The organism is Xanthomonas sp. AC360 (genome assembly GCF_979258225.1).
Window position 1 is genome coordinate 2,380,019 of the sequence record NZ_OZ409846.1, and the last position, 25,614, is coordinate 2,405,632.

Sequence of the window (25,614 nt, forward strand, 5' to 3'; positions counted from 1 at the left end):
TCGCAGCGACACACGCATCCATCGAACCAAACAGGTCACGCATGCACGCCGTCATCTACCACAACCCAGCCTGCGGCACGTCGCGTAACACGCTGGCGCTGATCTGGCATGTCGGCATCGAACCGCAGATCGTCGACTACCTGCAGCACCCGCCCAGCCGACAGACGTTGCAATCGCTGATTGCCGATGCCGGCCTGTCGGTGCGCGACGCCATGCGTCAGAAGGGCACGCCGTATCTGGAGCTGGGATTGGACGATCCCGCGCTGGAGGACGCCGCACTGTTGAGCGCAATGCTTGCGCACCCGATCCTGATCAATCGACCGTTCGTGCAGACGCAGTTGGGTGCGCGCCTGTGTCGTCCATCCGAGCGGGTGCTCGACCTGTTGCCACCGGCCACCAGCGCATTCGCCAAGGAAGACGGCGAACCCGTGCTGGACGAGCGCGGGCAGCGGATCGGCGCTTGAGCGCTGCAGCGGATCGCAGTCCTGCACTGCATCGCTAGCCACCCTGCGGCTGCTGCGCTAAAAGCAAGCAATAAAACGGTTGCGCGACCACCCAGCCGGACGGAATGGCAGCTTGGCGCTACGGTAGTCTGCACCGCTAATCGCACTGCGTTTGCTGCGCTGAGAGCGACCAACAAAGCGACCGTTTGACCAAAGGCATGTTGACCACAGGCAGGCGCGGCCGGTGCCAGGAACCGTTATGTAGTACTCGTACACTGCGGTTGGCGCCACCCATGCCCGCCCGGCAGCCGCTCGCTAGCGTGTGTTGGCCGTTCTAAAATCGCTGTCGTGTTTTTGAGGAGCATCGATATGATTCGCGAAATTATCCGCATGGGCGACAAGCGCCTGCTGCGCGTGGCGCCACCGGTGACCAACTTGGGCAGTGCCGAGTTGCATGCCTTGGTGGCCGACATGTTCGAGACCATGGATCATGCGCACGGCGTCGGTCTGGCCGCTCCGCAGATCGCGGTGGACCTGCAACTGATGGTGTTCGGCTTCGAAGTCAGCGAGCGGTATCCGGACGCGCCCACGGTACCGCGCACGGCCTTGGCGAATGCGCAGATCGAGCCGCTGTCGGACGAGATGGAGAACGGCTGGGAAGGGTGCTTGTCGATTCCCGGCCTGCGCGCGGTGATCCCGCGTTACCGCCACATCCGTTACCGCGGCTTCGCCCCCGACGGCAGCCCGATCGAGCGCGAGGCCGAAGGCTTCCACGCCCGCGTGGTGCAACACGAATACGACCATCTGGTCGGCCGCCTATATCCCTCGCGCATCGAAAATTTCGACACCTTCGGCTTCGAAGACGTGCTGTCCTACGATCTGTAACGCGTTACTTGATCCGGGCACGGTCGCGTGCGCAAACGCGGCCGTGCCGAAGCGATCGCGTTTGACGCGTGGCAATGCCAGCTGGCCGCTCAACCTTGACCATGCGTAACTCTGCGGCTCACACGTTGTGTAGCGCATGCATCGCGATGCTGAGCAACGCAGCGCCCAGAGACTCACCTCGCACCTCGCACCGCGTGGTGCAGCTTGCTTCCATCAGTCCTCAACGAACGCGACAGGCGCGATGCTCTTGCCGCTTTCGGGACCCTGTGGCGGCATGGATGCCGCTACGGAGCCTCCACGGACGGATTCACGGCGTGTCCCGGAAGCGGCAAGGGCATCGCGCCCTCGACCACCAGTGATGCACCCAATCATGGCAAGCGCAAGCGCCCGCGTAATCGCTCAGATACGCCGCGTACCAGCGTTGCCTGCGCCAACGCGTCACACACCCGCACACCAAACAGCACCACACACATCCACACCCGCCGCCTCCAACCCCACAAACAAAAAGGGCGCCTAGCGGCGCCCTGATCGTGACAACTTGAACGCGCTTACTTCAGCGCCTTGAAGCGCAGACGCTTCGGGCCCGCGTCATCGCCCATACGGCGACGCTTGTCTTCTTCGTACTCGCGGTAGTTGCCCTGGAAGAACTCCACATGCGAGTCGCCTTCGAACGACAGGATGTGCGTGGCGATACGGTCGAGGAACCAGCGGTCATGCGAAATCACGAAGGTGTTGCCCGGGAACTCCAGCAACGCATCTTCCAGCGCACGCAGCGTTTCGATGTCCAGATCGTTGGACGGTTCGTCGAGCAGCAGCACGTTGCCGCCCTGCAGTAGCGTCTTGGCCATGTGCAGACGACCGCGCTCACCACCGGAGAGCGCCCCGACCATCTTCTGCTGGTCCTGGCCCTTGAAGTTGAAGCGGCCGATGTAGGCGCGCGACTGAATTTCCACACCGTTGATGTTGAGGATATCCAGGCCGCCAGCGATTTCCTGGAACACGTTGTGGTTGCCTTCCAGTGCATCGCGGCTCTGGTCCACGTAGGACAGCTGCACGGTCGGGCCGACCACGATTTCACCGGAATCGGGCTTTTCCTGGCCGGTGATCATCTTGAACAGGGTCGACTTACCGGCACCGTTGGGGCCGATGATGCCGACGATGGCGCCGGGCGGCACGATCATCGACAGGTTGTCGATCAGCAGACGGTCGCCGAACTTCTTGGAGACGTTCTTGAACTCCATCACCGAGTTGCCCAGGCGCTCGCCCGGCGGGATGAAGATCTCGTTGGTCTCGTTGCGGCGCTGGTAATCGACCGACTGCAGTTCTTCCAGGCGCGCCAGACGCGCCTTGCCCTTGGTGCGGCCGCCCTTGGCGTTCTGCCGCGACCATTCCAGTTCCTTCTGGATCGCCTTCTGGCGTGACTTTTCCTGGTTGTCTTCCTGCTTGAGGCGCTCGTCCTTCTGGGTCAGCCAGTCGGTGTAGTTGCCCTTCCACGGAATGCCGCGGCCGCGGTCCAGTTCCAGGATCCACTCGGCGGCGTTGTCCAGGAAGTAGCGATCATGCGTCACCGCCACCACGGTGCCGGTGTAGCGCGCCAGGAACTGTTCCAGCCACTCCACCGATTCGGCGTCCAAATGGTTGGTCGGTTCGTCGAGCAGCAGCATGTCCGGCTTCTGCAGCAGCAGGCGGCACAGCGCCACGCGGCGCTTCTCACCACCGGACAGCTTGCCCACGATGGCTTCCCACGGCGGCAGGCGCAGCGCATCGGCGGCCACGTCCAGCTGGTTTTCCAGGGTGTGCGCATCGCCCGCGGCCAGGATCGCTTCGAGGCGTTCCTGTTCCTTGGCCAGCGCGTCGAAATCGGCGCCTTCTTCGGCATAAGCCACATACACCGCATCCAGCGCGGCCTGGGCCTGCAGCACATCGCCCACGCCTTCTTCCACCGCCTCGCGCACGGTGTGCTCGGGGTTGAGCTGCGGTTCCTGGGCCAGATAACCGACCTTGATGCCAGCCTGTGGACGGGCTTCGCCCTCGAAGTCGGTGTCCACGCCGGCCATGATCTTCAGCACCGTCGACTTGCCCGCGCCGTTCAGGCCCAGCAGGCCGATCTTGGCGCCCGGGAAGAAGCTCAGCGAGATGTCCTTGATGATCTGCCGCTTGGGCGGGACCACCTTGCTGACGCGGTTCATGGTGTAGATATATTGCGACATGGGTGCTCCGTGGACGCAGGCAGCCCGCCGGCCGAGGCCGGAGGCGGCGGAAAAGGGATTGCGGCGATTATACGGGCAAGTGCCCGGGGCCGCGGCAGACGGGCGTGTAGCTAAACGGCAGCCTACCTATTACCTGAATAGGCGTTTTCGTAATCGATTCCAGCAAGAATGCGTTAAGGCGAGCAGCGTCTTAATGAAATTGCGACATCGCAAACAGGAGCTGGTCATGAACCGCAATCGCATCGTCACTGTTGTGCTTTCTTCCATCCTGGCGTTGGGCTCCATGGCCCCGGCTGCGTTCGCCGGCGACTGGGACCGCGACCACGACCGCCGCGGGCATGACCGCGACGATCGCCACGACCGCGGCCGCGATCATCGCGGCAACTGGGGCAACGACCGTCGCGATTGGCGCGATGACCGCCGGGCTGAACGTCGCGACGACCGCCGCTATTACGGCAATGGTTACCGCGAGGGCTATCGCGACGCCCGCTATCAGGACCGTCGCTACGACCGCAACCGGGTCTATGTCTACGATCGCCCTAGCTATTATCGCGCTGGCCCGCCGCCGCGCCCGTACTGGGCCCGTGGCCAGCGTTATCACGGGCCGGTCTATGTTGTGAACGACTATGACCGCTACAACTTGCGTCGCCCGCCGTATGGCTACCGTTGGCAGCGCGACAACACCGGCAATCTGCTGCTGGTCGCCATTGCCACCGGCGTCATCGCCGACCTGGTCCTCAACAACTGAGCAGACACCGGGTTGCTCGCCGAGCAATCGGGCCGGTCATCACACAAAGGCGCACTTCGGTGCGCCTTTGTCGTTTGTGCCGCGCGCCGGCCGACCGGGCGCAGTGCCGCAACAGCAGCGCGATTGGTCACCCGTGCGGCGGGGGCTTACAATCGGCGGCCCTACTGGCTGCAGCTGCCCCGGAGCTTCGAATGTTCTCGCGCGACGTCCGACTGGAAACCTACGACCCCGAACTGGCCAAGGCCATCGCCGCTGAAGTTGGCCGCCAGGAGGATCACGTCGAACTGATCGCCAGCGAGAACTACTGCAGCGCGCTGGTGATGGAGGCCCAGGGCAGCCAGCTGACCAACAAATACGCCGAAGGCTATCCGGGCAAACGCTATTACGGCGGTTGCGAGTTTGTCGACATCGCCGAGCAACTGGCGATCGACCGCATCAAGCAGGTGTTTGGTGCCGACTACGCAAACGTGCAGCCGCACAGCGGCTCGCAGGCCAATCAGGCGGTCTATCTGGCGCTGCTGCAGCCCGGCGACACCATCCTGGGCATGAGTCTGGCCCATGGTGGCCACCTGACCCACGGTGCCAAGGTCAATGTCTCCGGCAAGCTGTTCAACGCGGTGCAGTACGGCGTCGACGAGCAGGGCCTGATCGATTACGACGAGGTCCAGCGCCTGGCCACCGAGCACACGCCGAAGATGGTCGTGGCCGGTTTCTCAGCCTACTCGCAGAAGATCGACTGGGCGCGCTTCCGCGCCATCGCCGACAGTGTGGGTGCGTATCTGTTCGTCGACATGGCGCACGTGGCCGGCCTGGTTGCCGCCGGCGTCTATCCGAGTCCGATGGAGCATGCGCACGTGGTCACCTCGACCACCCACAAGACCCTGCGCGGCCCGCGCGGCGGCATCATCGTGGCCAAGGGCGCCAGCGAAGAGCTGCAGAAGAAGCTGCAGTCGATCGTGTTCCCCGGCATCCAGGGTGGCCCGTTGATGCACGTGATCGCGGCGAAAGCGGTCGCGTTCAAGGAAGCGCTGGAACCAGCCTTCAAGACCTACCAGCAGCAGGTGGTCAAGAACGCCCAGGCCATGGCCAACACGCTGATCGCACGCGGCTACAAGATCGTCTCCGGCGGCACCGAGAACCATCTGATGCTGGTCGACATGATCGGCCGCGATGTCTCCGGCAAGGATGCAGAGGCCGCGCTCGGCAAGGCCCACATCACCGTCAACAAGAATGCAGTACCCAACGACCCGCGTTCGCCGTTCGTGACCTCGGGCCTGCGCCTGGGCACCCCGGCCATCACCACGCGCGGTTACAAGGAGCAGGACAGCATCGACCTGGCCAACTGGATCGCCGACGTGCTGGACGCACCGGCCGACGAAGCAGTGCTGGCCAAGGTGCGCGACGCAGTGACTGCGCAGTGCAAGAAGTATCCGGTGTATGGCTGAGGTGCCGGGACCAGGGACCGGGGACTGGGGACACGGGAAAGCCGTGTTTCCCGTGTTTGCGCGTGCGCCTGTCCAACTGGATAACGGGCGCTCCTTGCTTTTCCCCGCGTCCCGCGTCCCGGGTCCCCGGTCCCGGCTCCGCTGATGCACTGCCCCTTTTGCCAGCACAACGACACCCGCGTGATCGATTCGCGGGTGTCCGAAGACGGCACGACGATTCGTCGGCGCCGTGAGTGCGAGGCGTGCGGAGAGCGTTTCAGTACCCTGGAAACCATCGAACTGAAACTGCCGACGGTGGTCAAGAGCGATGGCGGGCGCGAGGCGTTCGACGCGCGCAAGCTACGCACCAGCTTCGACCGCGCGCTGCAGAAACGCCCGGTGTCCGAAGAGCAGATCGAAGCGGCGGTGCGCGCGGTGGTGCATCAGCTGCGCATGTCCGGCGAGCGCGAAGTGGGTTCGCTGCGCGTGGGCGAATACGTGATGGTCGAGCTGCGCAAACTCGACCATGTGGGCTATGTGCGCTTCGCCTCGGTGTATCGCAGTTTTCAGGACGTAGCCGACTTCCGCGAAGAAATCGAAAAGCTCGAACGCGAGCTTCCGGTCGGTAGCGAGCAATTGCCGTTGCTGGAAGCGGCGCTGGAACGTGCCGGCAAACCCGGTAAGCGCTGAGCGCATGCGCATCGCCTGCGTGGCGGACACGCCAGAACATTTGCCTGCCATCGCGCAGGCGCATCTGCAGGCCTTCGGCAGTCTGTTGCCGGACTGGAACATCGACGAAGCGTTGAGCGAACTGCGCAGTCATACCCGCGATGGCGTGATTCCCACCACCTGGGTTGCGCTCGATCAATCGCACTGGCTCGGCTCGGTCAGCCTGCTGGAGAACGACGATGGCCGCATCCGGCAATGGTCGCCCTGGCTGGCATCGCTATACGTGCAGCCGCAGGCACGCGGGCAGGGCATCGGCGAAGCACTGGTGGCGCACTGCGTGCGTGCGGCTGCGCAATTGAAGGTGCCGCTGCTGTATCTGTATTGCCAACCGGCGCTGGTGCCGTTTTATCAGCGGCTTGGCTGGCACGCGCATGCCGAGCTGTTGCTTGGCCCGATGCAGATCGTGGTGATGGCCATCGCGCCGGAGGGAGCAACGCAATGAACGTGACGGCCGACGACCACCGCTGGATGGCGCAGGCACTGCGCCTGGCAGAACGCGGTGCCTACACCACGCGGCCCAATCCAATGGTGGGCTGCGTGATCGTGCGCGATGGCGTGTGCGTGGGCGAAGGCTTCCATCAACGTGCCGGTGGCCCGCATGCCGAAGTGTTTGCGCTGCACGCTGCCGGCGAGCGTGCACGCGGAGCGACCGCGTATGTCACGTTGGAGCCGTGCGCACATTATGGGCGCACGCCGCCGTGCGCATTGGCCTTGATCGAGGCTGGCGTGGCGCGCGTGGTCGCGGCGATGGCCGACCCGTTTCCGCAGGTCAACGGCGGTGGTTTCGCGCTGCTGCGCGAGGCGGGGATCGAGGTGATCAGTGGCGTGCTGCAGGCGCAGGCGCGCGACCTCAATCGTGGATTTTTGTCGCGGGTGGAGCGTGGCCGTCCGTGGCTGCGGGTCAAGCTGGGCGCCAGCCTGGATGGGCGCACTGCGCTGGCCAGCGGCGAGTCCAAGTGGATCACCGGTGCAGACGCACGTGCCGACGTGCAACGCTGGCGCGCGCGTGCCGGTGCCATCCTGACCGGTGCCGGCACGGTGCTGGCCGACGATCCGGCGATGACGGTGCGGCTGGGCGATGACACCCCTTTCGTGCCGCCGTTGCGGGTCGTGCTGGATGCGCGCTTGCGCACCGTGGGGTGCGAGAAGATTCGCCAGGGCGATGCACCCACGCTCTATCTGCATGGCAACGCTGCACCAGCGACGCCGCTGCACAACGCCGAGTTCGTCGGGATGCCACTGCACGACGGTCGCTTCGATCTGAGAGCGGTGTTGGCGTTGCTGGCCGAGCGCGGCATCAACGAAGTGCACGCAGAAGCCGGCGCAACCCTGAGCGGCGCGCTGCTGGAAGCTGGTCTGGTCGACGAACTGCTGGTCTATCTGGCGCCGGTGGTGCTGGGCGATGCCGCCAGACCGTTGTTGGCCGGGCTTGGCATCGACACCATGGCGCAGCGTCGCACGCTGCATCTGGCCGATGTGCGCCAACTTGGCCAGGACCTGAGGCTGCGCTATCTGCCTGGTGCCGTTGAATGAGCGGTAGCTCTGGTGCAAGAGAACGTTGCAGGCTGCTGATTCTGTAGCTCACGTGTTCTGTAAGCGTTGAAGCTTGAGGGTGACCTTACCGAATGCATAGCCTGCCGGGGGGCAGGGCGGGCCCGAAAGGACCAACGATGCAGACGACGGTTAGACACTGCCGACCAACACGTGCTCTTAAGCCTCTTTAGATGAAGCTCACTTTCCTTCTTGTCATCGGATTTCTCACTATGACCATGGACACTGCACAAGCCCGGCAGTTTGCGGAAGGGCAAGTTTGGGAGTACCACAACAGGGCCGAAGAGCCGGGATCGACGCTGCAGATCAACAGGATCGAGATCGAACCGAAGATTGGCGAAGTGTTCCATATCAGCGTTCGCGACGTTCGGGTAAAAAATGCGCGTGCGCCCAACGCCATCTCAACGGAGTTGCCGCATTCTCCGGTGTCCAGAACGACACTCGAAAGCTCCGTCACGACGCTTGTCGGCCAGGCCGCGGTGAACCCGGAGTATCTGGAGGGCTACACAACCTGGCGGACTGCTTTTGAAGAAGGCAACGCTGGAGTTTTCACGATCCCCGTCAGTGAGATCGTCGATGTCATCGAAACCACGATCAATCAGTAGCAGGATGCTGCGTTGGTGTCGTGGTCGACGGCATGCTCCGGGTTCTGGACGTTTCTGGATGCAAATCGCAGCAAGCGTGCGTGCGATGTTGCAGGCGCTAGAGACGCGGCTTCCACCGCCCATTCTGCTGGTGGTGCTTGCAGCCGTGGCGAAACGCATTTGCCTTCAGGGGCACCCTAATCGCGCCGGGAGTGGCCGGACACAAAAAAGGCTCCGCAAGCGGAGCCTTTTTTGTAGCTGCAGCGCGTCGATCAGAAGCTTGCGCGCACGCCGACACGGTACTGATTGGCGTTGTCGATGAACTGGACTTCGCCGACCAGGCCCCAGGTCGGGGTGAAGTTCACCTGGCCGCCGAGGGTGCCGACGAATTCGCCTTCGTCCACGTCGCTGCCGTCGATGTAGCCGGCCTTGATCCATGCTTCGGTCCGCGGCGAGGGCTTGCCACGCAGGCCGAGGTTACCGAAGCCCAGGCTGCTGGTGTCGGAGGAGTCGTCGATCGAACGGCCACGCAGGCGCAGGTCGGATTCGACCTTGGAGCGCAGCACGCTGATGTCGGCGATGAACTCGACACGCTCGGTCATTTCCTGGCGATAGCCGATACCGAAGCTGGCCTGTTGCAAGGTGCCTTCGAGCACAAAGCCAGAGCCGAGGTTGAAATCCTTGGTGGCGCGCTGGTAGCCGGCGAGCAGGTAGACCGGCTCGGCAATCTTCCACGAACCGCGCAGGTAGCCGCCGTCGAGATCGTCCGAATCGCCGTTCACGGTGATTTCGGTGCGGTTCCAGCCGCCTTCGACGTAGCTGTAGCTCAGGCCTTCAGCAGCGGCGGCAAACGGGGTGGCTGCCAGCAGGGCAGCCAGAATCAGGGTGGTGCGCATAAGTGTTCTCTCTGAGTTGATGTCCGTGTCTTCCGGCCTGTTGCAGGCTGGAAAAAAGCGCGACGTCTCCCGCCGCGGCGCGCAATTTAACAGACTCTTCACAAAACTGGCTATGGGGAAATTCCTGACACGACACAGCGTCCTGTTGGCCTTAGCTGGTGGTCAGCAATGGCGCCGATGCGCGCTGTTAAACTGCGCCGGCCGGTTCGCCGGTACTTACGAACGTCTTCAGGGCGGGGTGCGATTCCCCACCGGCGGTAGGCACGTGCAAGCGTGCGAGCCCGCGAGCGCTTCGCAGCGGTGCCCGGGGCGTTATGTGCCGGGCGTGGTGCGAAGGTCAGCAGATCCGGTCCGATGCCGGAGCCGACGGTATAGTCCGGATGAAAGAAGACGGCCAACGCGCAGCCCTTGCGGCTGTGCGCGCGCCTGTTTGCTTTGCCTTGCGGCGTTTTTCGCTCAACTTCTGCGAGAAACGACTATGTCTTTGCATCACCTGTCGCGTTGCATCGCGACCTTCCATCGCGCCAACTCACCCCGATCGCTACTGCAAACGGGGGCGCGCTGATGTTTACTGGAATCATTGAAGGCGTCGGCCGTCTGGCGGCGCGTCAACCGCAGGGTGGCGATGTGCGGTTTACCTTCGCTGTCGGCAGCTTGCCGTTCGACACAGTCCAATTGGGCGAAAGCATCGCGGTCAATGGCGTTTGCCTGACCGTGATCGCGTTCGACGCGATCAGTTTTCAGGCCGATGCATCCACCGAAACCCTGTCGCTGACCACCTTGGGCGCGTTGCCGGAAGGCGCGGTGATCAATCTGGAACGTGCGATGCGCCCGACCGACCGCCTCGGCGGGCATCTGGTCAGTGGCCACGTCGATGGGCTGGGTCAGGTGCAATCGGTGCACGAGGACGCGCGCGCGCAGCGCTGGCGGTTTGCGGCGCCACCGGCGGTGTTGCGCTACGTGGCCAAGAAGGGCTCGATCTGCGTGGATGGTGTCAGCCTCACGGTCAACGAAGTGGACCAGGATGGCTTTGAAGTGGCGTTGATTCCGCACACGGTCGCCAATACCGCGTTTGCGGCCACTGCGGTGGGCGCTGCGGTGAATCTGGAAATCGATCTGGTCGCGCGCTATGTCGAACGTTTGCTCGGCACGCGGGGTGAGGCATGAATTTCGCGCCGGTTCCCGAGCTGATCGAAGAGTTGCGTGCCGGGCGCATGGTGGTGATCGTCGATGACGAAGACCGCGAAAACGAGGGCGATCTGATCATGGCCGCCGAGCTGGTCAAGCCGTCGGACATCAATTTCATGGTGACCCACGCGCGCGGGCTGGTGTGCCTGTCGCTGACGCGCGAGCGGTGCGCACAACTCGGCCTGGCGCCGATGGTGCGCAATAACACCGCGCAGTTTCAGACCAACTTCACCGTCAGCATCGAGGCGGCCGAAGGCGTCACCACCGGCATTTCGGCGTACGACCGTGCGCATACGGTGCGGACCGCGGTGCGCCCGGATGCCAAGCCGCAGGACCTGAGTCAGCCGGGTCACATCTTCCCGCTGATTTCGCAGCCCGGTGGCGTGCTCACCCGTGCCGGGCACACCGAAGCCGCCAGCGATCTGCCGATGCTGGCGGGGCTGGAACCGGCCGGCGTGCTGGTGGAAGTGCTCAACCCGGATGGCAGCATGGCGCGCCGCCCGCAGCTGGAAGTGTTCGCCCGCGAGCATGGGCTGAAGATGGGCTCGATCGCCGATCTGATCGCGTACCGCCTGGCCAACGAGCACACCGTCGAGCGGGTGGACGAGCGCGACATCACCACCGAGTTCGGGCCGTTCAAACTGGTGACCTACCGCGACCGCATCGCGCACGACCTGCACTTTGCGCTGGTGCGCGGCGCGGCCGATCCGCACACCCCCACGCTGGTGCGCGTGCAGGTGGAAAACCCGCTGGCCGATCTGCTGCATTGGCAGCGCGATGATTTCGGCGTGGCCGCCACCGATGCCTTGCGTGCGATCGCTGCCGAAGGGCAGGGCGTGATGGTGGTGCTGTCGGCACCGCGCGACAGCGAGTCGCTGTTGGCGCGGCTGCGTCAGCAGCCCGAAGCTTCCGCCAACGCCAAGGATGTCAGCCAGTGGCGGCGCAACGGTGCCGGCGCGCAGATCCTGGCCGAACTGGGCCTGGGCAAGCTGCGCGTGCTGGGCACCCCGCGCCGCCAGGTCGGCCTGGCCGGCTTCGGGCTGGAAGTGGTGGAGTATCTGGAATGCCACGCGGGCGAAGCGGTGCGTTCGGTGCCGCCGACAGCGGTGCCGTAGCGCATCCAGTCCCGGCAGCACGTGGTGGCTAGCGGGTGCGGGCGTCGAAGGAGCGGGTGGCGGTGATGTCGCCCGTGGCCCGTAGACAACCGCATGCCGCTGGCACAACGCGCTGCAGCTGGTGCACCAGGGCGTCCAGGACGCCCGGCAGTGCCTGCTTCGGCGGGCCGCTGCCTCAGATGTCGGCCGGGCCTGGGCCCGGCAGCTGTTAAACTTCCCGCCCCCTCGAGTTGCCGACCCGCATGACCCACTACGAAGGCGATCTTCGCCCCACCACCGCGCGCTTTGCGATCATCGCCAGCCGCTGGAATGCCCGTATCACCGACGTGCTGGTTGCCGGTGCACGCCAGAGCCTGGCCGGCAACGGCGTCGGCGAGGACGCCATCGACGTGATCCGCGTGCCGGGCGCCTGGGAAATTCCGATCGCTGCCAACCGCGTGGCGCAGTCCGGCCAGCACGGCGCGATCATCGCGCTGGGCTGCGTGATCCGTGGCGATACCCGCCACTACGAACATGTGGCCGACCTATGCGCTGAAGGCCTGATGAGCGTGCAATTGCAGACCGGCGTGCCGGTGCTCAATGGCGTGCTGGCGGTCGAGCGGGTGGAAGATGCCGAGGCGCGTGCCGGCGGCAGCCATGGCAACAAGGGCGAGGAATGCGCGCTTGCCGCACTGGAACTGGTGAATTTGATGGAGTTGTTGCCATGAGCAAGTCCGGTGGACATGCCCGTCACAGCCGTCGCGACGGCATCGACCCGGTGCTGCGCTCACGCGCACGCCGCCGCGCCTTGCAGGCGGTGTATGCCTGGCAGATCTCGGGCGGTTTCGCCAAGCAGGTGATCGGCCAGTTTGCGCATGAGCAGGCGCACGAAGTGGCCGACCTGGCGTACTTCGAAAGCCTGGTGGAAGGCGTGCTCACCCATCGCGCCGAGCTGGATACTGCGTTGACGCCGTATCTGGATCGCGGCGTGGAAGAGGTCGATGCGATCGAGCGTGCGGTGCTGCGTCTGGCCGCCTTTGAGCTGCTGCATCGGCAGGACGTGCCATACCGCGTGGTGATCAACGAAGCGATCGAAACCGCCAAGCGCTTCGGCTCCGAACACGGGCACACCTACGTCAACGGCGTGCTGGATCGCGCTGCGGTGGAGTGGCGCAAGGTCGAGTCGGGCGGCGTCAGCGGCGCCTGAGCCGCGGGAATCTGGAGTCGGGAATGGGGAATCGTGAAGAGCCCCACTGCTCGCGACCACCCGCCGCATTTGCGATTCTCCATTCTCCATTCCCGATTCCCGTTGCCATGCCCGAATTCGATCTGATTGCGCGTCTGCGCACGCGCATCGCCGCGCGTGCCGATGTGCCGCTGGGCATCGGCGACGACGCGGCGTTGCTGCAGCCGCCGGCCGGCGAGCAGCTGGCCATCACTGCCGACACGCTCAATGCCGGTGTGCATTTTCCGCACGAAACGCATGCCGACGATCTGGGCTGGAAGACGCTGGCGGTCAACCTGTCCGACCTTGCCGCGATGGGCGCGCAGCCGCGCTGGTGCACCTTGTCGCTGTCCTTGCCGCACGACGATCTGGCGTGGGTGGACGCATTTGCCGATGGATTCTTCGCGCTTGCCGATGCGCATGGCATCGCGTTGGTCGGCGGCGACACGACGCGCGGGCCATTGTCGTGCGCGGTCACCGCGATCGGCAGCGTGCCGCCGGGGGCTGCGCTGCGTCGCGATGGCGCGCGCGTGGGCGATGACGTGTGGGTGACCGGCCAGCTGGGCGAAGCGGCGGCGGCGTTGTCGCTGTGGCAGGCCGGCGCGTTGGATGTCACGCGTGTGGCGGCGGATCCGTTGCATGAAGCATGGCGCAGCCGGCTGCTGCGTCCGCAGCCGCGTGTGCAGGCAGGATTGCGGCTGCGTGGGCTTGCCCATGCCTGCGTGGATGTCTCCGACGGCCTGCTAGCCGATCTGGGCCATCTGTGCGAGCGCAGTGGTGTGGGCGCCCACCTGACGTTGACTGGCTTGCCGCAGATGCCGTGCAGCGACGGAATCAGCGCGTTGCAGTGCATCGGCTGGCAATTGGGCGGCGGCGACGACTACGAACTGTGTTTCACCGCTGCCCCACAGCACCGCGATGCCGTGCTGCAGGCGATGGCGTTTGCCGGCGTGGCTGCCACGCGCATCGGCCAGATCGTTGCCGCACCAGGCGTGGTGGTGCACGACGCCGACGGCCATCCCTGGCAACCCCCACTGCGTGGGTATCAGCACTTCGTCGGTTGAGGGAGTAGCGGCTGGTGCTGCTGCGCTGACGGGTCACGAAAGCTGGCGCTGGGCGGTGTGTTCGCTGTGGCGGTGCCAGCCGGGCGATGCGCATCGGCGAGCGTGGTAGGGCGCGTCCCGAACTGCCTGCGTTGCCGAGTGCGGTGCTGCGGGGCGAGATTCTGGGCCTCACCCGTCCTGCCGATGTGTTTCGCGAAGACAAAACGGCCACGCGATATCGCGCTGGTTGCAGCACGGCTATGCCTCTGAAAGATTCGGTCGCAGTGGCGCCCTGAGGGCATGTATCGACTAGGGCGGTTGTGTCGGCGGCGCGGCGGCTCAACGCCCGTGCCTCAGTGGCGGTATCAGATTCCCGCCTCCCGCCTCCCGAATCCCGAATCCCGAATCCCCAATCCCCAATCCCCAATCCCCAATCCCCAATCCCCAATCCCCAATCCCCAATCCCCAATCCCCAATCCCCAATCCCCAATCCCCAATCCCCAATCCCCAATCCCCAATCCCCAATCCCCAATCCCCAATCCCCAATCCCCAATCCCCAATCCCCAATCCCCAATCCCCAATCCCCAATCCCCAATCCCCAATCCCCAATCCCCAATCCCCAATCCCCAATCCCCAATCCCCAATCCCCGCCTTGAACCCATACCGTACCGTCTGGTACGTTCGCCGGGTTCTCCCCCGCACCACGGATGCATGGCAGTTGCCGCTGGGCTATCCCGGCCCGGCTTTGCTTGGGAGAGAGCAGCATGAACAAGGTTTGGATCCGTGGCATCGCCGCGGTGGCGTTGCTGGTGTCGTCGGCATCGGCCGTGGCAGGCGCCTTCAGCAAGACCTACGAGCGCATCCCCGGCTGGGATGGCGCGCCGATGGGGGCGCTGGTGCTGGTGCCGCAGGGGCAGGGGAGTGGGCCGTTTCCGCTGATCGTGATGCCGGCCAGTTGGTCGTTGCCCAATCTGGAATATCTGGGCCGCGCCACTCAGCTGGCTAGCGATGGCTATGTCGTCGTCAGCTACACCTCGCGCGGTTTCTGGGATTCGGCCGGGCAGATCGACATCGCCGGGCCGGACACCGTAGAAGACGTCAGTGCGGTCATCGATTGGGCGCTGGCGCATACGCCGGCCAATCCGAATGCGATCGGCGCGTCCGGCATCTCCTATGGCGCGGGCATCAGCCTGCTGGCCGCCGAGCGCGACCCGCGCATCAAGGCAGTGGCTGCGCTCAGTGGCTGGGCCGATCTGGAGGCCTCGCTTTATTCCAATCGCACCGTCAGCCAGCAAGGCGTCGGGTTGCTGGTCGGCGCGGGCGCGTTGACCGGACGTGCGGGCCCAGATCTGGCGCAGATCGGCGCGAAGGTGGCGCAGGGCGATTTCGATGGTGCGGTGCAGGGCTTCCTGCCGCAGGCGGCCTCGCGCAGCCCGGTCACCGACGTGGCCGCGCTCAACGCGCGCGGCACCGCAGTGCTGCTGGGCAATGCCTTCAACGACGGCTTGTTCCCGCCGAATCAAACCATCGCCTTCTTCAATCAGCTGCGCGGGCCCAAGCAACTGCTGCTGAGCCAGGGCGATCACGCCACCACGGAACTGCCCGGTGCCTTGGGCCTGCCCAACGAGGTTTATACCGCGGCCACGCGTTGGTTCGATCGCCATCTCAAGCAAGTGCGCAATGGTGTGGATGCCGAAGCGCCGGTGCGGTTATCGCCGCGCGCCGGGCAATGGCTGACGTATCCGGATTGGGCATCGGTGCAGCAAGGCACCACGCGCCTGGGTCTATCTGCACCGGCCGGGCTGCTCAGCCCCACCGGCGGATTGATCGCTGGCACGGCCAGCGGATGGCAATCGCGCATTGCCACCGACGTGCCGACCCTGGCCGACTCGGGCGTGGTGCTGGTCAGCGGCCTGTTGCAAGGCTTTGGCTTGCCGGTGACCACCTCGATTCCGCTGGTCACGCGCGTTGGCGCGGCGGTGTGGGTTGGTTCGCCGGCTAGTGGTGTGCGTCAGCTGGCGGGCAGTCCGTCCTTACGCATCACGGTGGTGCCTACGCAATCGAAGGTGAGCCTGTTTGCGTATCTGTACCGCATGGATGCGTTGGGTATTGCCTCGTTGATCACGCATGCGCCGTACTCGCTGCGCGATGCAACGCCCGGCCGCGCGGTGACCCTGGACTGGTCGCTGCAGGCCGCCGCCGCCGAAATCCCTGCAGGACAGCGATTGGTGCTGGTCATCGATACCCGCGATGCGCGCTACACCGACGCAAGCGATAGCGGCGGCACGGTGACGTTTACCTCGCCGGTGGCAACGCCATCGGTGTTGAGCGTACCGCTGCGGTAAGGCGTCAGGGCAACACTGGCTTTCGTTTTCAATGCACCAGATGGATGATTGCCAGGAAGCGTTTTCGTCTTGCGACTGCGCTTGCGTGGCTCGTGTGCAGATTGCGAACAAGTGGGATTTTATCGTGGCCACTTGGCGGCATGGATGCCGCTAGGGAGCTTTGAGTGATCGGTTGATGGTGTATTTCGCTAACGGGTAGGGCAACGCGTCCTGCGATCACACTGGCTTGGGTTTTCAGATGCTGCCAAAGTGCGCTCGCACCTCTGCATGTCGTTGCGTTCGATGAGCGACGGCGAGAAGCCGGTGATCTGTGCGGTCGCTGCAGGGCCCTTGCCCGCCCACCATCACGGGACACGCCGCAAGTACGTCCTTGTAGGCTCTTACGCGGCATCCATGCCGCGTGAGGTCCCGCGACGGTGGGCGGGCAAGGGCCATTCGAGAATGTCGGTATGCATGGTTAAAAGCAGGGCGTCGTTCGCGTGCGGTGCTGTGGAGAGCAGATGAGTTTCTACTCCTCGCTTTTTTATGGGAAGAGCCCACATATAAAAAGAATGTACTCACGTACAGCAATCATGTCGTTACGTCTGTAGCTGAGTCGTCAGCCGCATCAGCTCAATCAACCCCACAACGTCATCTATCTGCGCCACTGCGTGTCACCGTTCCATCCGCACGCAACCAACTCGACAGGCGCACTGCCCTGGCCGGTTCCGGGACCGTGTGGCGGCATGGATGCCGCCACCGAGCCTCCACGGACGGATTCACGGCGTGTCCCGGAACCGGCCAGGGCAGTGCGCCCTCGACCAACCGCCTCGACCAACCGCCTCGACCAACCGCCTCGACCAACCGCCTCGACCAACCGCCTCGACCAACCGCCTCGACCAACCGCCTCGACCAACCGCCTCGACCAACCACCGCTCGGCCGCTTTTATGCGGAATTTACGCGGTGCCCATGGCATGTCCATAGCGACTTTACGCAGCTCGGGACGAGACTGCGCGCAGTGGCGGAGCGGTTCCGCTGTGGACGATCCTGATGCATCCCTTGACCTGTCTGCTCCATCGGCGCTGCGCGCGCGGTGCGGCAGCGCCTTGCCCTGTTGTCATGCAGCTGCCGCATGCGCCCGCGCGCAGCGCATCGGCCTTGCGCCCTTGTGCGCGTCACGGGGAGTAGCCGACATGCCTGCCTGGTTGTCCCTGCTGTGCGGCGTGGCCGTACTCGTTGCCGCCGCCTACCTGTTGTACGTGGTGCTGCGGCCCGAAGACTTCTGATGCGAGTGCGCTCCAATGAGTGAAACCTTTCTTGTTTATGCGCTGGCCATCGTGCTGGCGTGGCCTCTTGGCCGGTATCTGGCGGCAGTGATGCGCGGTGCGCCGATGCGTGGCGATGCGCTGTTCGGCTGGATCGAACGGCCGTTGTACGCATTGCTCGGCACCCGCCCGCAGCAGGGCATGTCGTGGCGCGGCTACACCATCGCGTTTCTGCTCAGCAACCTGGTGGTCGGGCTGCTGACCTGGGGCGTGTTCATGACCCAGGCGTGGCTGCCGTTCAACCCGGATGGCATCCCCAACATGCGTTGGGATACCGCGCTGCACACCATGGTGTCGTTCCTCACCAATACCAATCAGCAGCATTATTCCGGCCAGGCGCAGCTGTCGTATCTGGCGCAGATGACCGGCATCGTCGGCCTGCAGGTGGTAACGCCGATGATGGGTCTGGCGTTGGCGGTAGCAACCTTGCGCGCGTTGTTCGGTGGGCGCGCCGTCGCACGCGTGTCCGATGGCGCGTCGGCATCGGACGCGACGGCGAGCGCCCGGCCAGGAATGACCGATGAGGACGAGCAGGAGACGGCGTTGGCGCGCCATGCAGGGCGGCAGCCAACGTCTGGCGCAGAGGCGCTGCCCGAGGCCGATGTCGGCAACTACTGGGCCGACGTCATCCGTGCCAGCGTGCGCGTGCTGTTGCCTCTGTCTCTGGTGTGGGCCATGTTGCTCGGCTGGCAAGGCGTGCCATCCACGCTGCAAGGTGCCGCGACGGCAGCGCCGCTGGACAGCAGCGCCGGCATGACCACGCAGACCATTCCGGTGGGACCGGTGGCGGCGATGGTGGCGGTCAAGCAGCTCGGCACCAACGGCGGTGGCTGGTATGGCCCCAATAGTTCGGTGGCATTGGAAAACCCCACGCCGTTGAGCAACTTGCTGGAAACCCTGGCACTGGTGCTGCTGCCGATGAGCGTGGTGTTCATGGTCGGCTATCTGACCGGGCGCAAGCGACTCACGGCCTTGGTGTTCGGCACCATGTTGACGATGTCGGCTGCATCCACGGCCTTGTTGGTGTGGTCCGAAGCGCATTCGGCCAGCGCCGCCTCGCCGGCCTTGATGGAAGGCAAGGAAGTGCGCATCGGCGCCGATGCTTCCGCGCTCTGGGCGGCGTTGACCACGCAGACGTCCAATGGCTCGGTCAATGCAATGCACGACTCGCTGGCGCCGCTGAGTGGGCTTGTCACGTTGGTGGATATGCTGATCAATGCCATCTGGGGCGGCATCGGCTGTGGCCTGCAGCAATTTGTGGTGTACCTGTTATTGAGCGTGTTTCTGGCCGGTTTGATGACTGGGCGCACACCCGAATTGTTCGGCCGCAAGATCGAAGCGCGCGAAGTGCAATTGCTGGCACTGCTGATTTTGTTGCAGCCGCTGGTGGTGCTGGGCTTTACCGCGGTGGCACTGGCGGTGCCGGCATTGACCGGTAATTCCAATCCGGGCTTCCACGGCATCAGCCAGGTGTTCTACGAGTACACCTCGGCTTTCGCCAACAACGGCTCGGGTTTTGAAGGGCTAGGCGATGCCACGTATTGGTGGAATCTGAGTTGCTCGGTGGTGCTGGTCCTGGGCCGCTACCCGGCATTGATCCTGCCGTTGATGGTGGCTGCACGCATGGCGGTAAAGCGGCGCGCGCCCGAATCGGCCGGCAGCCTGCAGGTGGAAACACCCACCTTTGCGCTGACCTTGATGGCGATCGTGCTCGTGCTGACCGTGCTGCAGTTCATGCCGGCACTGGTGCTGGGCCCCATCGCTGAACACCTCGCCCTGGCGGCGTCCTGAGAATGAGCATGTCTACGATCGATACAACTGAAAAACGCGAGCGCGGTGACGCAGCGTTATTCGATGCTGCGGTGCTGATCGCAGCGATGCGTGCGGCCTTTATCAAGCTGTCGCCACGGCATCTGCTGCGTAGCCCGGTGATGGCGGTGGTGATGGGCGGCACGCTGCTGGCCGCGGTGATCACCGCCAGCGGCTATGGCAATGCCGGTTTTGGCTGGGCAGTGACGGTGATCTTGTTTGTCACCGTGTTGTTCGGCAATTTTGCCGAAGCCATTGCCGAAGCGCGTGGCCGTGGGCAGGCGGCATCTTTGCGCCGTGCGCGCAAGGACCTGATCGCGCGCCGCGTCGAAACCGCATTGGGTGGGCGCGAAACTCGCGTGCCGGCGGCCGAGCTGCGTCCGGGCGATTACGTGATGGTGTCCGAAGGCGAATTCGTCCCGGCCGATGGCGAGATCGTGCGCGGCCTTGCCACCATCAACGAAGCGGCGGTGACCGGCGAATCGGCACCGGTGTTGCGCGAAGCCGGCACCGATCGCAGTGGCGTGATCGGCGGCACACGGGTGCTGTCCGATGAGATCGTGTTCAAGGTCACGGCCGAACCCGGCCACAGCTTTCTGGATCGCATGATCGCGCTGGTGGAAGGCGCCAATCGACAGAAGACGCCGAACGAAATCGCGCTGACTTTGTTGCTGGCCGCAATGACGTTGACCTTCCTGATCGTGGTGGCGTCGCTGCCGGCGATCGCAGGCTTTGTCGGTGTCACGCTGGATCCGCTGCTGCTGATCGCATTGCTGGTGTGCCTGATCCCGACCACCATCGGCGGCCTGTTGCCGGCGATCGGCATTGCCGGCATGAACCGGGCGTTGTCGGCCAATGTGCTGGCTAAATCCGGCAAGGCGGTGGAAGTGGCTGGCGACGTTGACGTGTTGCTGCTCGACAAGACCGGCACCATCACCTACGGCGACCGCCAGGCCACCGCGTTTCATCCGCTGGCCGGTATCGACCGTGCGCAGCTGCGCGATGCCGCGATGCTGGCCTCGCTGGCCGACCCCACGCCGGAGGGCAAGTCCATCGTCAAACTCGCGCGCCAACAAGGTGCCGTGGCCGTCGAACCGGAAGCTGCGGATTTCATCGCTTTCACCGCGCAGACGCGCATGTCGGGTGTCGATCTGGCCGGCCGCGCGATTCGTAAAGGTGCCGGCGATGCCATCGTGGCGTATGTGCAGGCACAGGGCGCCACGGTGTCGCCGGAGTTGAGCGGGCGTATCGAAGAAGTCGCACGCGGCGGCGCCACACCGCTGGTGGTCGCCGAAGGACGGCATGTGCTCGGTGTGGTCGAATTGAGCGACGTGGTCAAGCAGGGAATCAAGGAAAAGTTCGCGCAGTTGCGTGCGATGGGCATCAAGACGGTGATGATCACCGGCGACAACCCGCTCACCGCTGCCGCCATTGCCGCAGAAGCCGGCGTGGACGATTACATCGCGCAAGCGCGCCCGGAAGACAAGTTGGCGCGCATCCGTGCCGAGCAAGCCGGCGGGCGGCTAGTTGCAATGGTGGGCGACGGCACCAACGATGCTCCAGCGCTGGCGCAGGCAGACGTGGGCCTGGCGATGAACTCTGGCACGCAGGCGGCCAAGGAAGCCGGCAACATGGTCGATCTGGATTCGGATCCGGCCAAGCTGCTGGCGGTGGTCGAAGTGGGCAAGCAGCAGTTGATCACGCGCGGTGCGTTGACCACCTTCTCGTTGGCCAACGACGTGTCGAAGTATTTCGCGATTTTGCCGGCGTTGTTTGCCGCGGCGATTCCCTCGATGGCCGCACTCAACGTGATGCAGCTGTCCAGCCCGCGGCATGCGGTGCTGGCGGCGCTGATCTTCAATGCGCTGATCATTCCGGCGTTGATTCCGCTGGCCTTGCGTGGCGTGCGGTTTCGTCCATCCAGCGCCACCGCCTTGTTGCGCCGAAACATGCTGATCTACGGGCTGGGCGGCATCGTGCTGCCGTTTGCCGCCATCAAACTGATCGATCTGGCGCTTGTCGCCACCCTGGGTGCCTGAGCCATGACCACGTCTTCCGCCAATCATTATTCCACTGCGTTGCCGTTGCGCGATGACGGTGCGTTACGCGCCTCGGTGATCCTCGCGCTGTTCATCCTGTTCGGTTTGGGCCTGGCGTATTCGCTGATCGCCACCGGCATCACCGGCACGTTGTTTCCGGCCCAGGCGCACGGCTCGTTGCTGCGCCAGGACACGCGGGTGGTCGGCTCGACCTTGGTCGCGCAGCCGTTCACCGCTGCGCGCTATTTTCAGCCGCGTCCATCGGCCGCCAAGTACGACCTCACTGCGGCCGCCGGCAGCAATCAGGCGCGCTCCAATCCTGACCTGCAGGCACGCATCGCCGCTACGCGCGCGGAGGTCGCCGCACGCGACGGGATTGCACCGGATGCGGTGCCGAGCGAGTTGCTGACCCAATCCGGCAGCGGCCTGGACCCGCATCTGAGCCCTGCGGGCGCGCAGGTGCAGGTACGCCGCGTCGCCGCCGCACGCGGCTGGCCAGAGCAACGCGTCGCCGCACTGCTGCAAGCCGCCACCGAAGCGCCACAGTTCGGTCTGCTTGGCCAGCCACGGGTGAATGTGCTGGCGTTGAATCTTGCGTTGGATCAGGCTGGGAATGGAGAAACGGGAATAGAGAATGGGGTGAAGCAAAAGCGCTAAGCGCATCAGGCCACTGTAGGCTTTGCGATTCCCGATTCCCGATTCCCGATTCCCGATTCCCCATTCCCGATGATTGACGCCCGCACCCAACAAGCCGACGCGCTGATCGGCGAACTGCAACGCGAACACGGCGGGCGCCTGACGGTGTTTTTGGGCGCGGCACCCGGCGTTGGCAAGACCTACGCCATGCTGTCGCGGGCGCGCGAGCGCTTGCGGCAGGGCATGGACGTAGTGGCCGGCATTGTGGAGACCCACGGGCGTAGCGAAACCGCCGCGTTGCTGGACGGCTTGCCGCTGCTGCCGCGCACACGCGTGAGCTACCAGGGCCGCACGCTGGAAGAACTCGATCTGGATGCGCTGCTGGCGCGCAAACCGCGCCTGGCCCTGATCGACGAGCTGGCCCATCGCAACGTGCCCGGCAGCCGTCACGAGCGGCGATGGCAGGACATCGTCGAGCTGCTGGATGCCGGCATCGATGTCTACACCACGGTCAACATCCAGCATCTGGAAAGTCTCAACGACATCGTGCTGCGCATCACTGGCGTGCGCGTGTCCGAAACGGTGCCGGACGCGGTGTTCGATCGCCTGCGCGACATCGTGCTGGTGGATCTGCCGCCACGCGAACTGATCGAGCGCCTGCAGCAGGGCAAGGTCTATCTGCCCGAACAGGCGACGCAGGCCTTGCAGGCGTTTTTTTCGCCATCAAATCTGACTGCGCTGCGCGAGTTGGCGATGCAGACCGCCGCCGACCGTGTCGATAGCGATCTGCGCGATACCCAGGCCGCGCGTGGGTTGCCCGGTACCGCCGCACTGCGCCGCCGTGTGGTGGTGGCCATCGATGGGCGTGGCAGTTCGGAGTATCTGGTGCGGGTGGCGCGGCGATTGTCCGAACGCCGCGATGCACCGTGGACGGTGGTCACCGTGCAGACGCGCACCGTGGCCGATGCCGGCTGGCAGCTGGAGATCGACCGCGCCTTCGCACTGACGCGTCGCCTGGGTGGCGACACCGCATTACTGCATGGCGCCAATGTCGCCGAGGCCTTGCTGGATTTCGCATCGCAAAACGGCGTGTCGACCCTGGTGCTTGGGCGCACCCGCGAGCGCCCATTGGCGCGCATGTTCAACCGCACCTTGACCCAGCAATTGCTGCAACGTGGCGCGCATTACGAACTGGTCATCGTCAGCTCCGCCGATGCGCGTGCACGTGCGCGTCAACGCTGGCGCAATCCACGCCATTGGCTGCAAGGTTACGACCTGGCCTTCGCCGCCATCGCCGCCGCCGGTGCGGTGGCTGTGGCGTGGCTGTTGCAGCGCTGGACCGATATCGACGATCTGTCGATGGTGTTTATCGTCGCTGTGGTGCTGGTCGCGTCGCGCACCCGCATGGCCGCGGCGGTGATCGCGGCATTGCTGAGTTTTGTCGCCTACAACTTCTTCTTCATCGAACCACGCTTCACCTTGCACATCAGTGCGCGCCAGGGCGTGGTGACGGTGTGTCTGTTCCTGATTGCCGCACTGGTCGCCGGGCGCCTGGCCTCGCGGCTGCGTAGCCAGGTGTTGGCGCTGCGTGCGGCCAATGCGCATGCCAACGCGCTGCAGGCGCTGGGCCGCCAGCTCAGCACGGCCGCCGATCTCGGCCAGGTGTTGGAAGCCGGCCGCCGTGCATTGACCACCGCACTGGATGCCGAGGTCTGGCTGCGTCTGGAGCAACGCGAAAGCGATGCACCGGCCAGCTTCGGCGCACTCGACCGCAGCGCGGCGGAGTGGACACAGCGGCATGGCCAACCTGCTGGCCGCTTCACCGATACGCTGGCCGGTGCGCAATGGTGGTGCCTGCCGGTACGCCACGAGCGCGGCAGCCTGGGCGTGGCGGCGCTGCGCTTCCGGCAGGCCGTGCAGCGTCCTGGCCTGGAGCAACGTCGGCTGGCCGAAGCGATGGTGGACGACATCGGCCAGGCCGCGCTGCGCACGCGGCTGGTCGCCGATCTGGAAGGCGCACGCGTGAGCGGTGAAACCGAACGCCTGCGCTCGGCATTGCTGTCGTCCGTCTCGCACGACCTGCGCTCGCCGCTGGCCTCGATGATCGGCTCGGCCAGCAGCCTGGCCAGTTATGGCGATGCGATGGATGCGCAGGATCGCCACGCCTTGCTCGATACCATCCAGCTCGAAGGCGAGCGGCTGGATCGCTACATCCAGAACCTGCTCGACATGACCAAGCTCGGCCACACCGGGCTGACCTTGAATCGCGACTGGATCGGCGTGGACGAGTTGATCGGCTCGGCCACCCGCCGCCTGCAGCGCTACCAACCGGATGTGCGCCTGCAACTGGACCTGGCCGCCGACCTGCCGGCGATCTGGGTGCATCCGGCGCTGGTGGAGCAGGCCATCTTCAACGTGCTGGAGAATGCAGCGAAGTTTTCGCCACCAGGCATGGCCGTCACCGTGCAGGCGCAGCTACGCAGCGGCGCCTTGCAGATCGATATCGGCGACCAGGGCCCGGGCATTCCCGAAGACGAGCGCGCGCGCATCTTCGACATGTTTTACAGCGTCGAACGCGGCGACCGCGGCCGTCACGGCACCGGTTTGGGGCTGACCATCTGCCAGGGCATGATCGGCGCGCACGGTGGCAGCGTCGAAGCGTTGGCCGGCGCGCATGGTCACGGCACCACGATCCGCATTACGCTGCCGCTGCTCGTTCCTGCCGCGCCACCTCGCCCCGATGCCGACTGACACCACTGCCATCCCGCCCGCCCGCGTGCTGATCGTCGACGACGAGCCGCAGATCCGCCGTTTTCTCGATATCAGCCTGCGCGCGCAGGGCTACCGCGTGCTGCAGGCCGGCACCGGCGAAGAAGGGCTTGCGCTGTTGGCCGGGCAGGATGCCGAACTGGTGGTGCTGGATATCGGCCTGCCCGACCGCGACGGCCATGAAGTGCTGCGCGAGATCCGCCAGTGGTCCAACGTGCCGGTGATCATGCTCACCGTGCGCGCCGGCGAAACCGAAAAGGTCGCCGCACTCGATGCCGGCGCCAACGACTACGTCACCAAACCGTTCGGCGTGCAGGAACTGATGGCGCGCATCCGCTCGCTGTTGCGTCAGGCCGGTGCCGGCAACACGGTGGAAGAAAGCGTGTTCGACGATGGCCGCCTGCACATCCATCTGGGCCTGCGCGAAGTCACCCTCAATGGCGAAGCCATCCCGCTGAGTCGCAAGGAATACGCCTTGCTCGCGCTGCTGCTCAAACATGCCGGCCGCGTGGTGACGCAACCGCAATTGCTGCGCGAAGTGTGGGGCCCCACGCACGAAGAGGACACCCACTACCTGCGCATCCTGGTCGGCAAGCTACGCCAGAAACTGCACGACGACGCTGCCGACCCGCATTACATCGTCACCGAACCGGGCGTGGGGCTGCGCTTTATCGGTGTGACGCGCTGAAGA

At 64.9% G+C, this 25,614-nt stretch carries 22 protein-coding genes, 1 other RNA gene and 1 riboswitch; of the genes, 21 read left to right on the top strand and 2 right to left on the bottom strand.

Going from position 1 to position 25,614, the window contains the following annotated elements; all coding sequences use genetic code 11:
- Nucleotides 1-41: 41 nt before the first annotated feature.
- The 3 genes from arsC to def all read left to right on the top strand — a co-directional run bounded on the left by arsC (nucleotide 42) and on the right by def (nucleotide 1,328).
- Nucleotides 42-464, top strand: a complete 423-nt coding sequence (gene arsC / locus ACZZ0O_RS10130; protein ID WP_463590704.1) for an arsenate reductase (glutaredoxin) — start codon at nucleotides 42-44, stop codon at nucleotides 462-464.
- A 238-nt stretch (nucleotides 465-702) separates the two neighbouring features.
- A non-coding RNA gene (locus ACZZ0O_RS10135) (sX9 sRNA) lies at nucleotides 703-774 on the top strand.
- A gap of 38 nt (nucleotides 775-812) precedes the next feature.
- Nucleotides 813-1,328 (top strand): peptide deformylase, encoded by a 516-nt coding sequence (gene def / locus ACZZ0O_RS10140; RefSeq protein WP_463590705.1) that lies wholly within the window; start codon nucleotides 813-815, stop codon nucleotides 1,326-1,328.
- Between the two features lie 548 nt (nucleotides 1,329-1,876).
- Here def and ettA read toward each other — a convergent pair.
- Complete coding sequence (gene ettA / locus ACZZ0O_RS10145) at nucleotides 1,877-3,538, bottom strand: energy-dependent translational throttle protein EttA (protein ID WP_055850852.1); 1,662 nt, start codon at nucleotides 3,536-3,538, stop codon at nucleotides 1,877-1,879.
- A 226-nt stretch (nucleotides 3,539-3,764) separates the two neighbouring features.
- Between ettA and ACZZ0O_RS10150 the strand changes: the two genes are divergently transcribed.
- The 6 genes from ACZZ0O_RS10150 (at nucleotide 3,765) to ACZZ0O_RS10175 (ending at nucleotide 8,595) form a co-directional block, all read left to right on the top strand.
- Entirely contained in the window at nucleotides 3,765-4,286 is a 522-nt protein-coding gene (locus ACZZ0O_RS10150) for an RcnB family protein (protein ID WP_463590706.1), read from the top strand.
- Between the two features lie 191 nt (nucleotides 4,287-4,477).
- The gene (glyA, locus tag ACZZ0O_RS10155; RefSeq protein WP_115561295.1) at nucleotides 4,478-5,731 is read left to right on the top strand and encodes a serine hydroxymethyltransferase; all 1,254 of its coding nucleotides are present in this window, start codon (nucleotides 4,478-4,480) and stop codon (nucleotides 5,729-5,731) included.
- A gap of 144 nt (nucleotides 5,732-5,875) precedes the next feature.
- A complete protein-coding gene (gene nrdR, locus ACZZ0O_RS10160; RefSeq protein ID WP_005997276.1) occupies nucleotides 5,876-6,400 on the top strand; it encodes a transcriptional regulator NrdR in 525 nt (174 codons plus the stop codon).
- 4 nt (nucleotides 6,401-6,404) lie between these two features.
- On the top strand, nucleotides 6,405-6,881 hold the full coding sequence (locus ACZZ0O_RS10165; protein WP_228324133.1) for a GNAT family N-acetyltransferase: 477 nt from the start codon (nucleotides 6,405-6,407) through the stop codon (nucleotides 6,879-6,881).
- On the top strand, nucleotides 6,878-7,972 hold the full coding sequence (ribD, locus tag ACZZ0O_RS10170) for a bifunctional diaminohydroxyphosphoribosylaminopyrimidine deaminase/5-amino-6-(5-phosphoribosylamino)uracil reductase RibD (protein ID WP_463590707.1): 1,095 nt from the start codon (nucleotides 6,878-6,880) through the stop codon (nucleotides 7,970-7,972). Before ACZZ0O_RS10165 ends, ribD begins: the two co-directional genes overlap by 4 nt.
- 191 nt (nucleotides 7,973-8,163) lie before the next feature.
- Nucleotides 8,164-8,595, top strand: a complete 432-nt coding sequence (locus ACZZ0O_RS10175) for a hypothetical protein (RefSeq protein WP_323518913.1) — start codon at nucleotides 8,164-8,166, stop codon at nucleotides 8,593-8,595.
- A 251-nt stretch (nucleotides 8,596-8,846) separates the two neighbouring features.
- Here ACZZ0O_RS10175 and ACZZ0O_RS10180 read toward each other — a convergent pair whose 3' ends face one another.
- Nucleotides 8,847-9,470, bottom strand: a complete 624-nt coding sequence (locus tag ACZZ0O_RS10180; protein ID WP_055850863.1) for a hypothetical protein — start codon at nucleotides 9,468-9,470, stop codon at nucleotides 8,847-8,849.
- A gap of 220 nt (nucleotides 9,471-9,690) precedes the next feature.
- A riboswitch (FMN riboswitch) is annotated at nucleotides 9,691-9,866 on the top strand.
- Nucleotides 9,867-10,034: 168 nt separating this feature from the next.
- On the opposite strand from ACZZ0O_RS10180, the gene ACZZ0O_RS10185 reads away from it, so the two are divergent.
- The 12 genes from ACZZ0O_RS10185 to ACZZ0O_RS10240 all read left to right on the top strand — a co-directional run bounded on the left by ACZZ0O_RS10185 (nucleotide 10,035) and on the right by ACZZ0O_RS10240 (nucleotide 25,611).
- Nucleotides 10,035-10,637 carry a riboflavin synthase gene (locus tag ACZZ0O_RS10185; protein ID WP_463590708.1) on the top strand — a complete coding sequence of 201 codons (603 nt, stop codon included), beginning with the start codon at nucleotides 10,035-10,037 and terminating at the stop codon, nucleotides 10,635-10,637.
- Nucleotides 10,634-11,773: a 3,4-dihydroxy-2-butanone-4-phosphate synthase gene (gene ribB, locus ACZZ0O_RS10190; protein ID WP_311239502.1), complete on the top strand. Its 1,140-nt coding sequence runs from the start codon at nucleotides 10,634-10,636 to the stop codon at nucleotides 11,771-11,773. Before ACZZ0O_RS10185 ends, ribB begins: the two co-directional genes overlap by 4 nt.
- A 242-nt stretch (nucleotides 11,774-12,015) precedes the next feature.
- Nucleotides 12,016-12,480 carry a 6,7-dimethyl-8-ribityllumazine synthase gene (ribH, locus tag ACZZ0O_RS10195; RefSeq protein WP_055850871.1) on the top strand — a complete coding sequence of 155 codons (465 nt, stop codon included), beginning with the start codon at nucleotides 12,016-12,018 and terminating at the stop codon, nucleotides 12,478-12,480.
- Nucleotides 12,477-12,959 (top strand): transcription antitermination factor NusB, encoded by a 483-nt coding sequence (nusB, locus tag ACZZ0O_RS10200; RefSeq protein WP_115553019.1) that lies wholly within the window; start codon nucleotides 12,477-12,479, stop codon nucleotides 12,957-12,959. Before ribH ends, nusB begins: the two co-directional genes overlap by 4 nt.
- Nucleotides 12,960-13,066: 107 nt before the next feature.
- Nucleotides 13,067-14,041: a thiamine-phosphate kinase gene (gene thiL, locus ACZZ0O_RS10205; protein ID WP_463590709.1), complete on the top strand. Its 975-nt coding sequence runs from the start codon at nucleotides 13,067-13,069 to the stop codon at nucleotides 14,039-14,041.
- A gap of 743 nt (nucleotides 14,042-14,784) precedes the next feature.
- Nucleotides 14,785-16,365 carry a CocE/NonD family hydrolase gene (locus ACZZ0O_RS10210; protein ID WP_463590710.1) on the top strand — a complete coding sequence of 527 codons (1,581 nt, stop codon included), beginning with the start codon at nucleotides 14,785-14,787 and terminating at the stop codon, nucleotides 16,363-16,365.
- A gap of 1,173 nt (nucleotides 16,366-17,538) precedes the next feature.
- Complete coding sequence (locus tag ACZZ0O_RS10215; RefSeq protein ID WP_006452907.1) at nucleotides 17,539-17,631, top strand: potassium-transporting ATPase subunit F; 93 nt, start codon at nucleotides 17,539-17,541, stop codon at nucleotides 17,629-17,631.
- A gap of 15 nt (nucleotides 17,632-17,646) precedes the next feature.
- Complete coding sequence (kdpA, locus tag ACZZ0O_RS10220) at nucleotides 17,647-19,461, top strand: potassium-transporting ATPase subunit KdpA (RefSeq protein WP_463590711.1); 1,815 nt, start codon at nucleotides 17,647-17,649, stop codon at nucleotides 19,459-19,461.
- Nucleotides 19,462-19,469: 8 nt separating this feature from the next.
- The gene (gene kdpB / locus ACZZ0O_RS10225) at nucleotides 19,470-21,518 is read left to right on the top strand and encodes a potassium-transporting ATPase subunit KdpB (protein WP_463590712.1); all 2,049 of its coding nucleotides are present in this window, start codon (nucleotides 19,470-19,472) and stop codon (nucleotides 21,516-21,518) included.
- A gap of 3 nt (nucleotides 21,519-21,521) precedes the next feature.
- Nucleotides 21,522-22,175: a potassium-transporting ATPase subunit KdpC gene (gene kdpC, locus ACZZ0O_RS10230; RefSeq protein WP_463590713.1), complete on the top strand. Its 654-nt coding sequence runs from the start codon at nucleotides 21,522-21,524 to the stop codon at nucleotides 22,173-22,175.
- A gap of 69 nt (nucleotides 22,176-22,244) precedes the next feature.
- A complete protein-coding gene (locus tag ACZZ0O_RS10235; protein ID WP_115553025.1) occupies nucleotides 22,245-24,905 on the top strand; it encodes a sensor histidine kinase in 2,661 nt (886 codons plus the stop codon).
- Nucleotides 24,895-25,611, top strand: a complete 717-nt coding sequence (locus ACZZ0O_RS10240) for a response regulator (RefSeq protein WP_463590714.1) — start codon at nucleotides 24,895-24,897, stop codon at nucleotides 25,609-25,611. The genes ACZZ0O_RS10235 and ACZZ0O_RS10240 overlap by 11 nt, the downstream gene beginning before the upstream one ends.
- The last annotated feature ends 3 nt before the right edge of the window (nucleotides 25,612-25,614 follow it).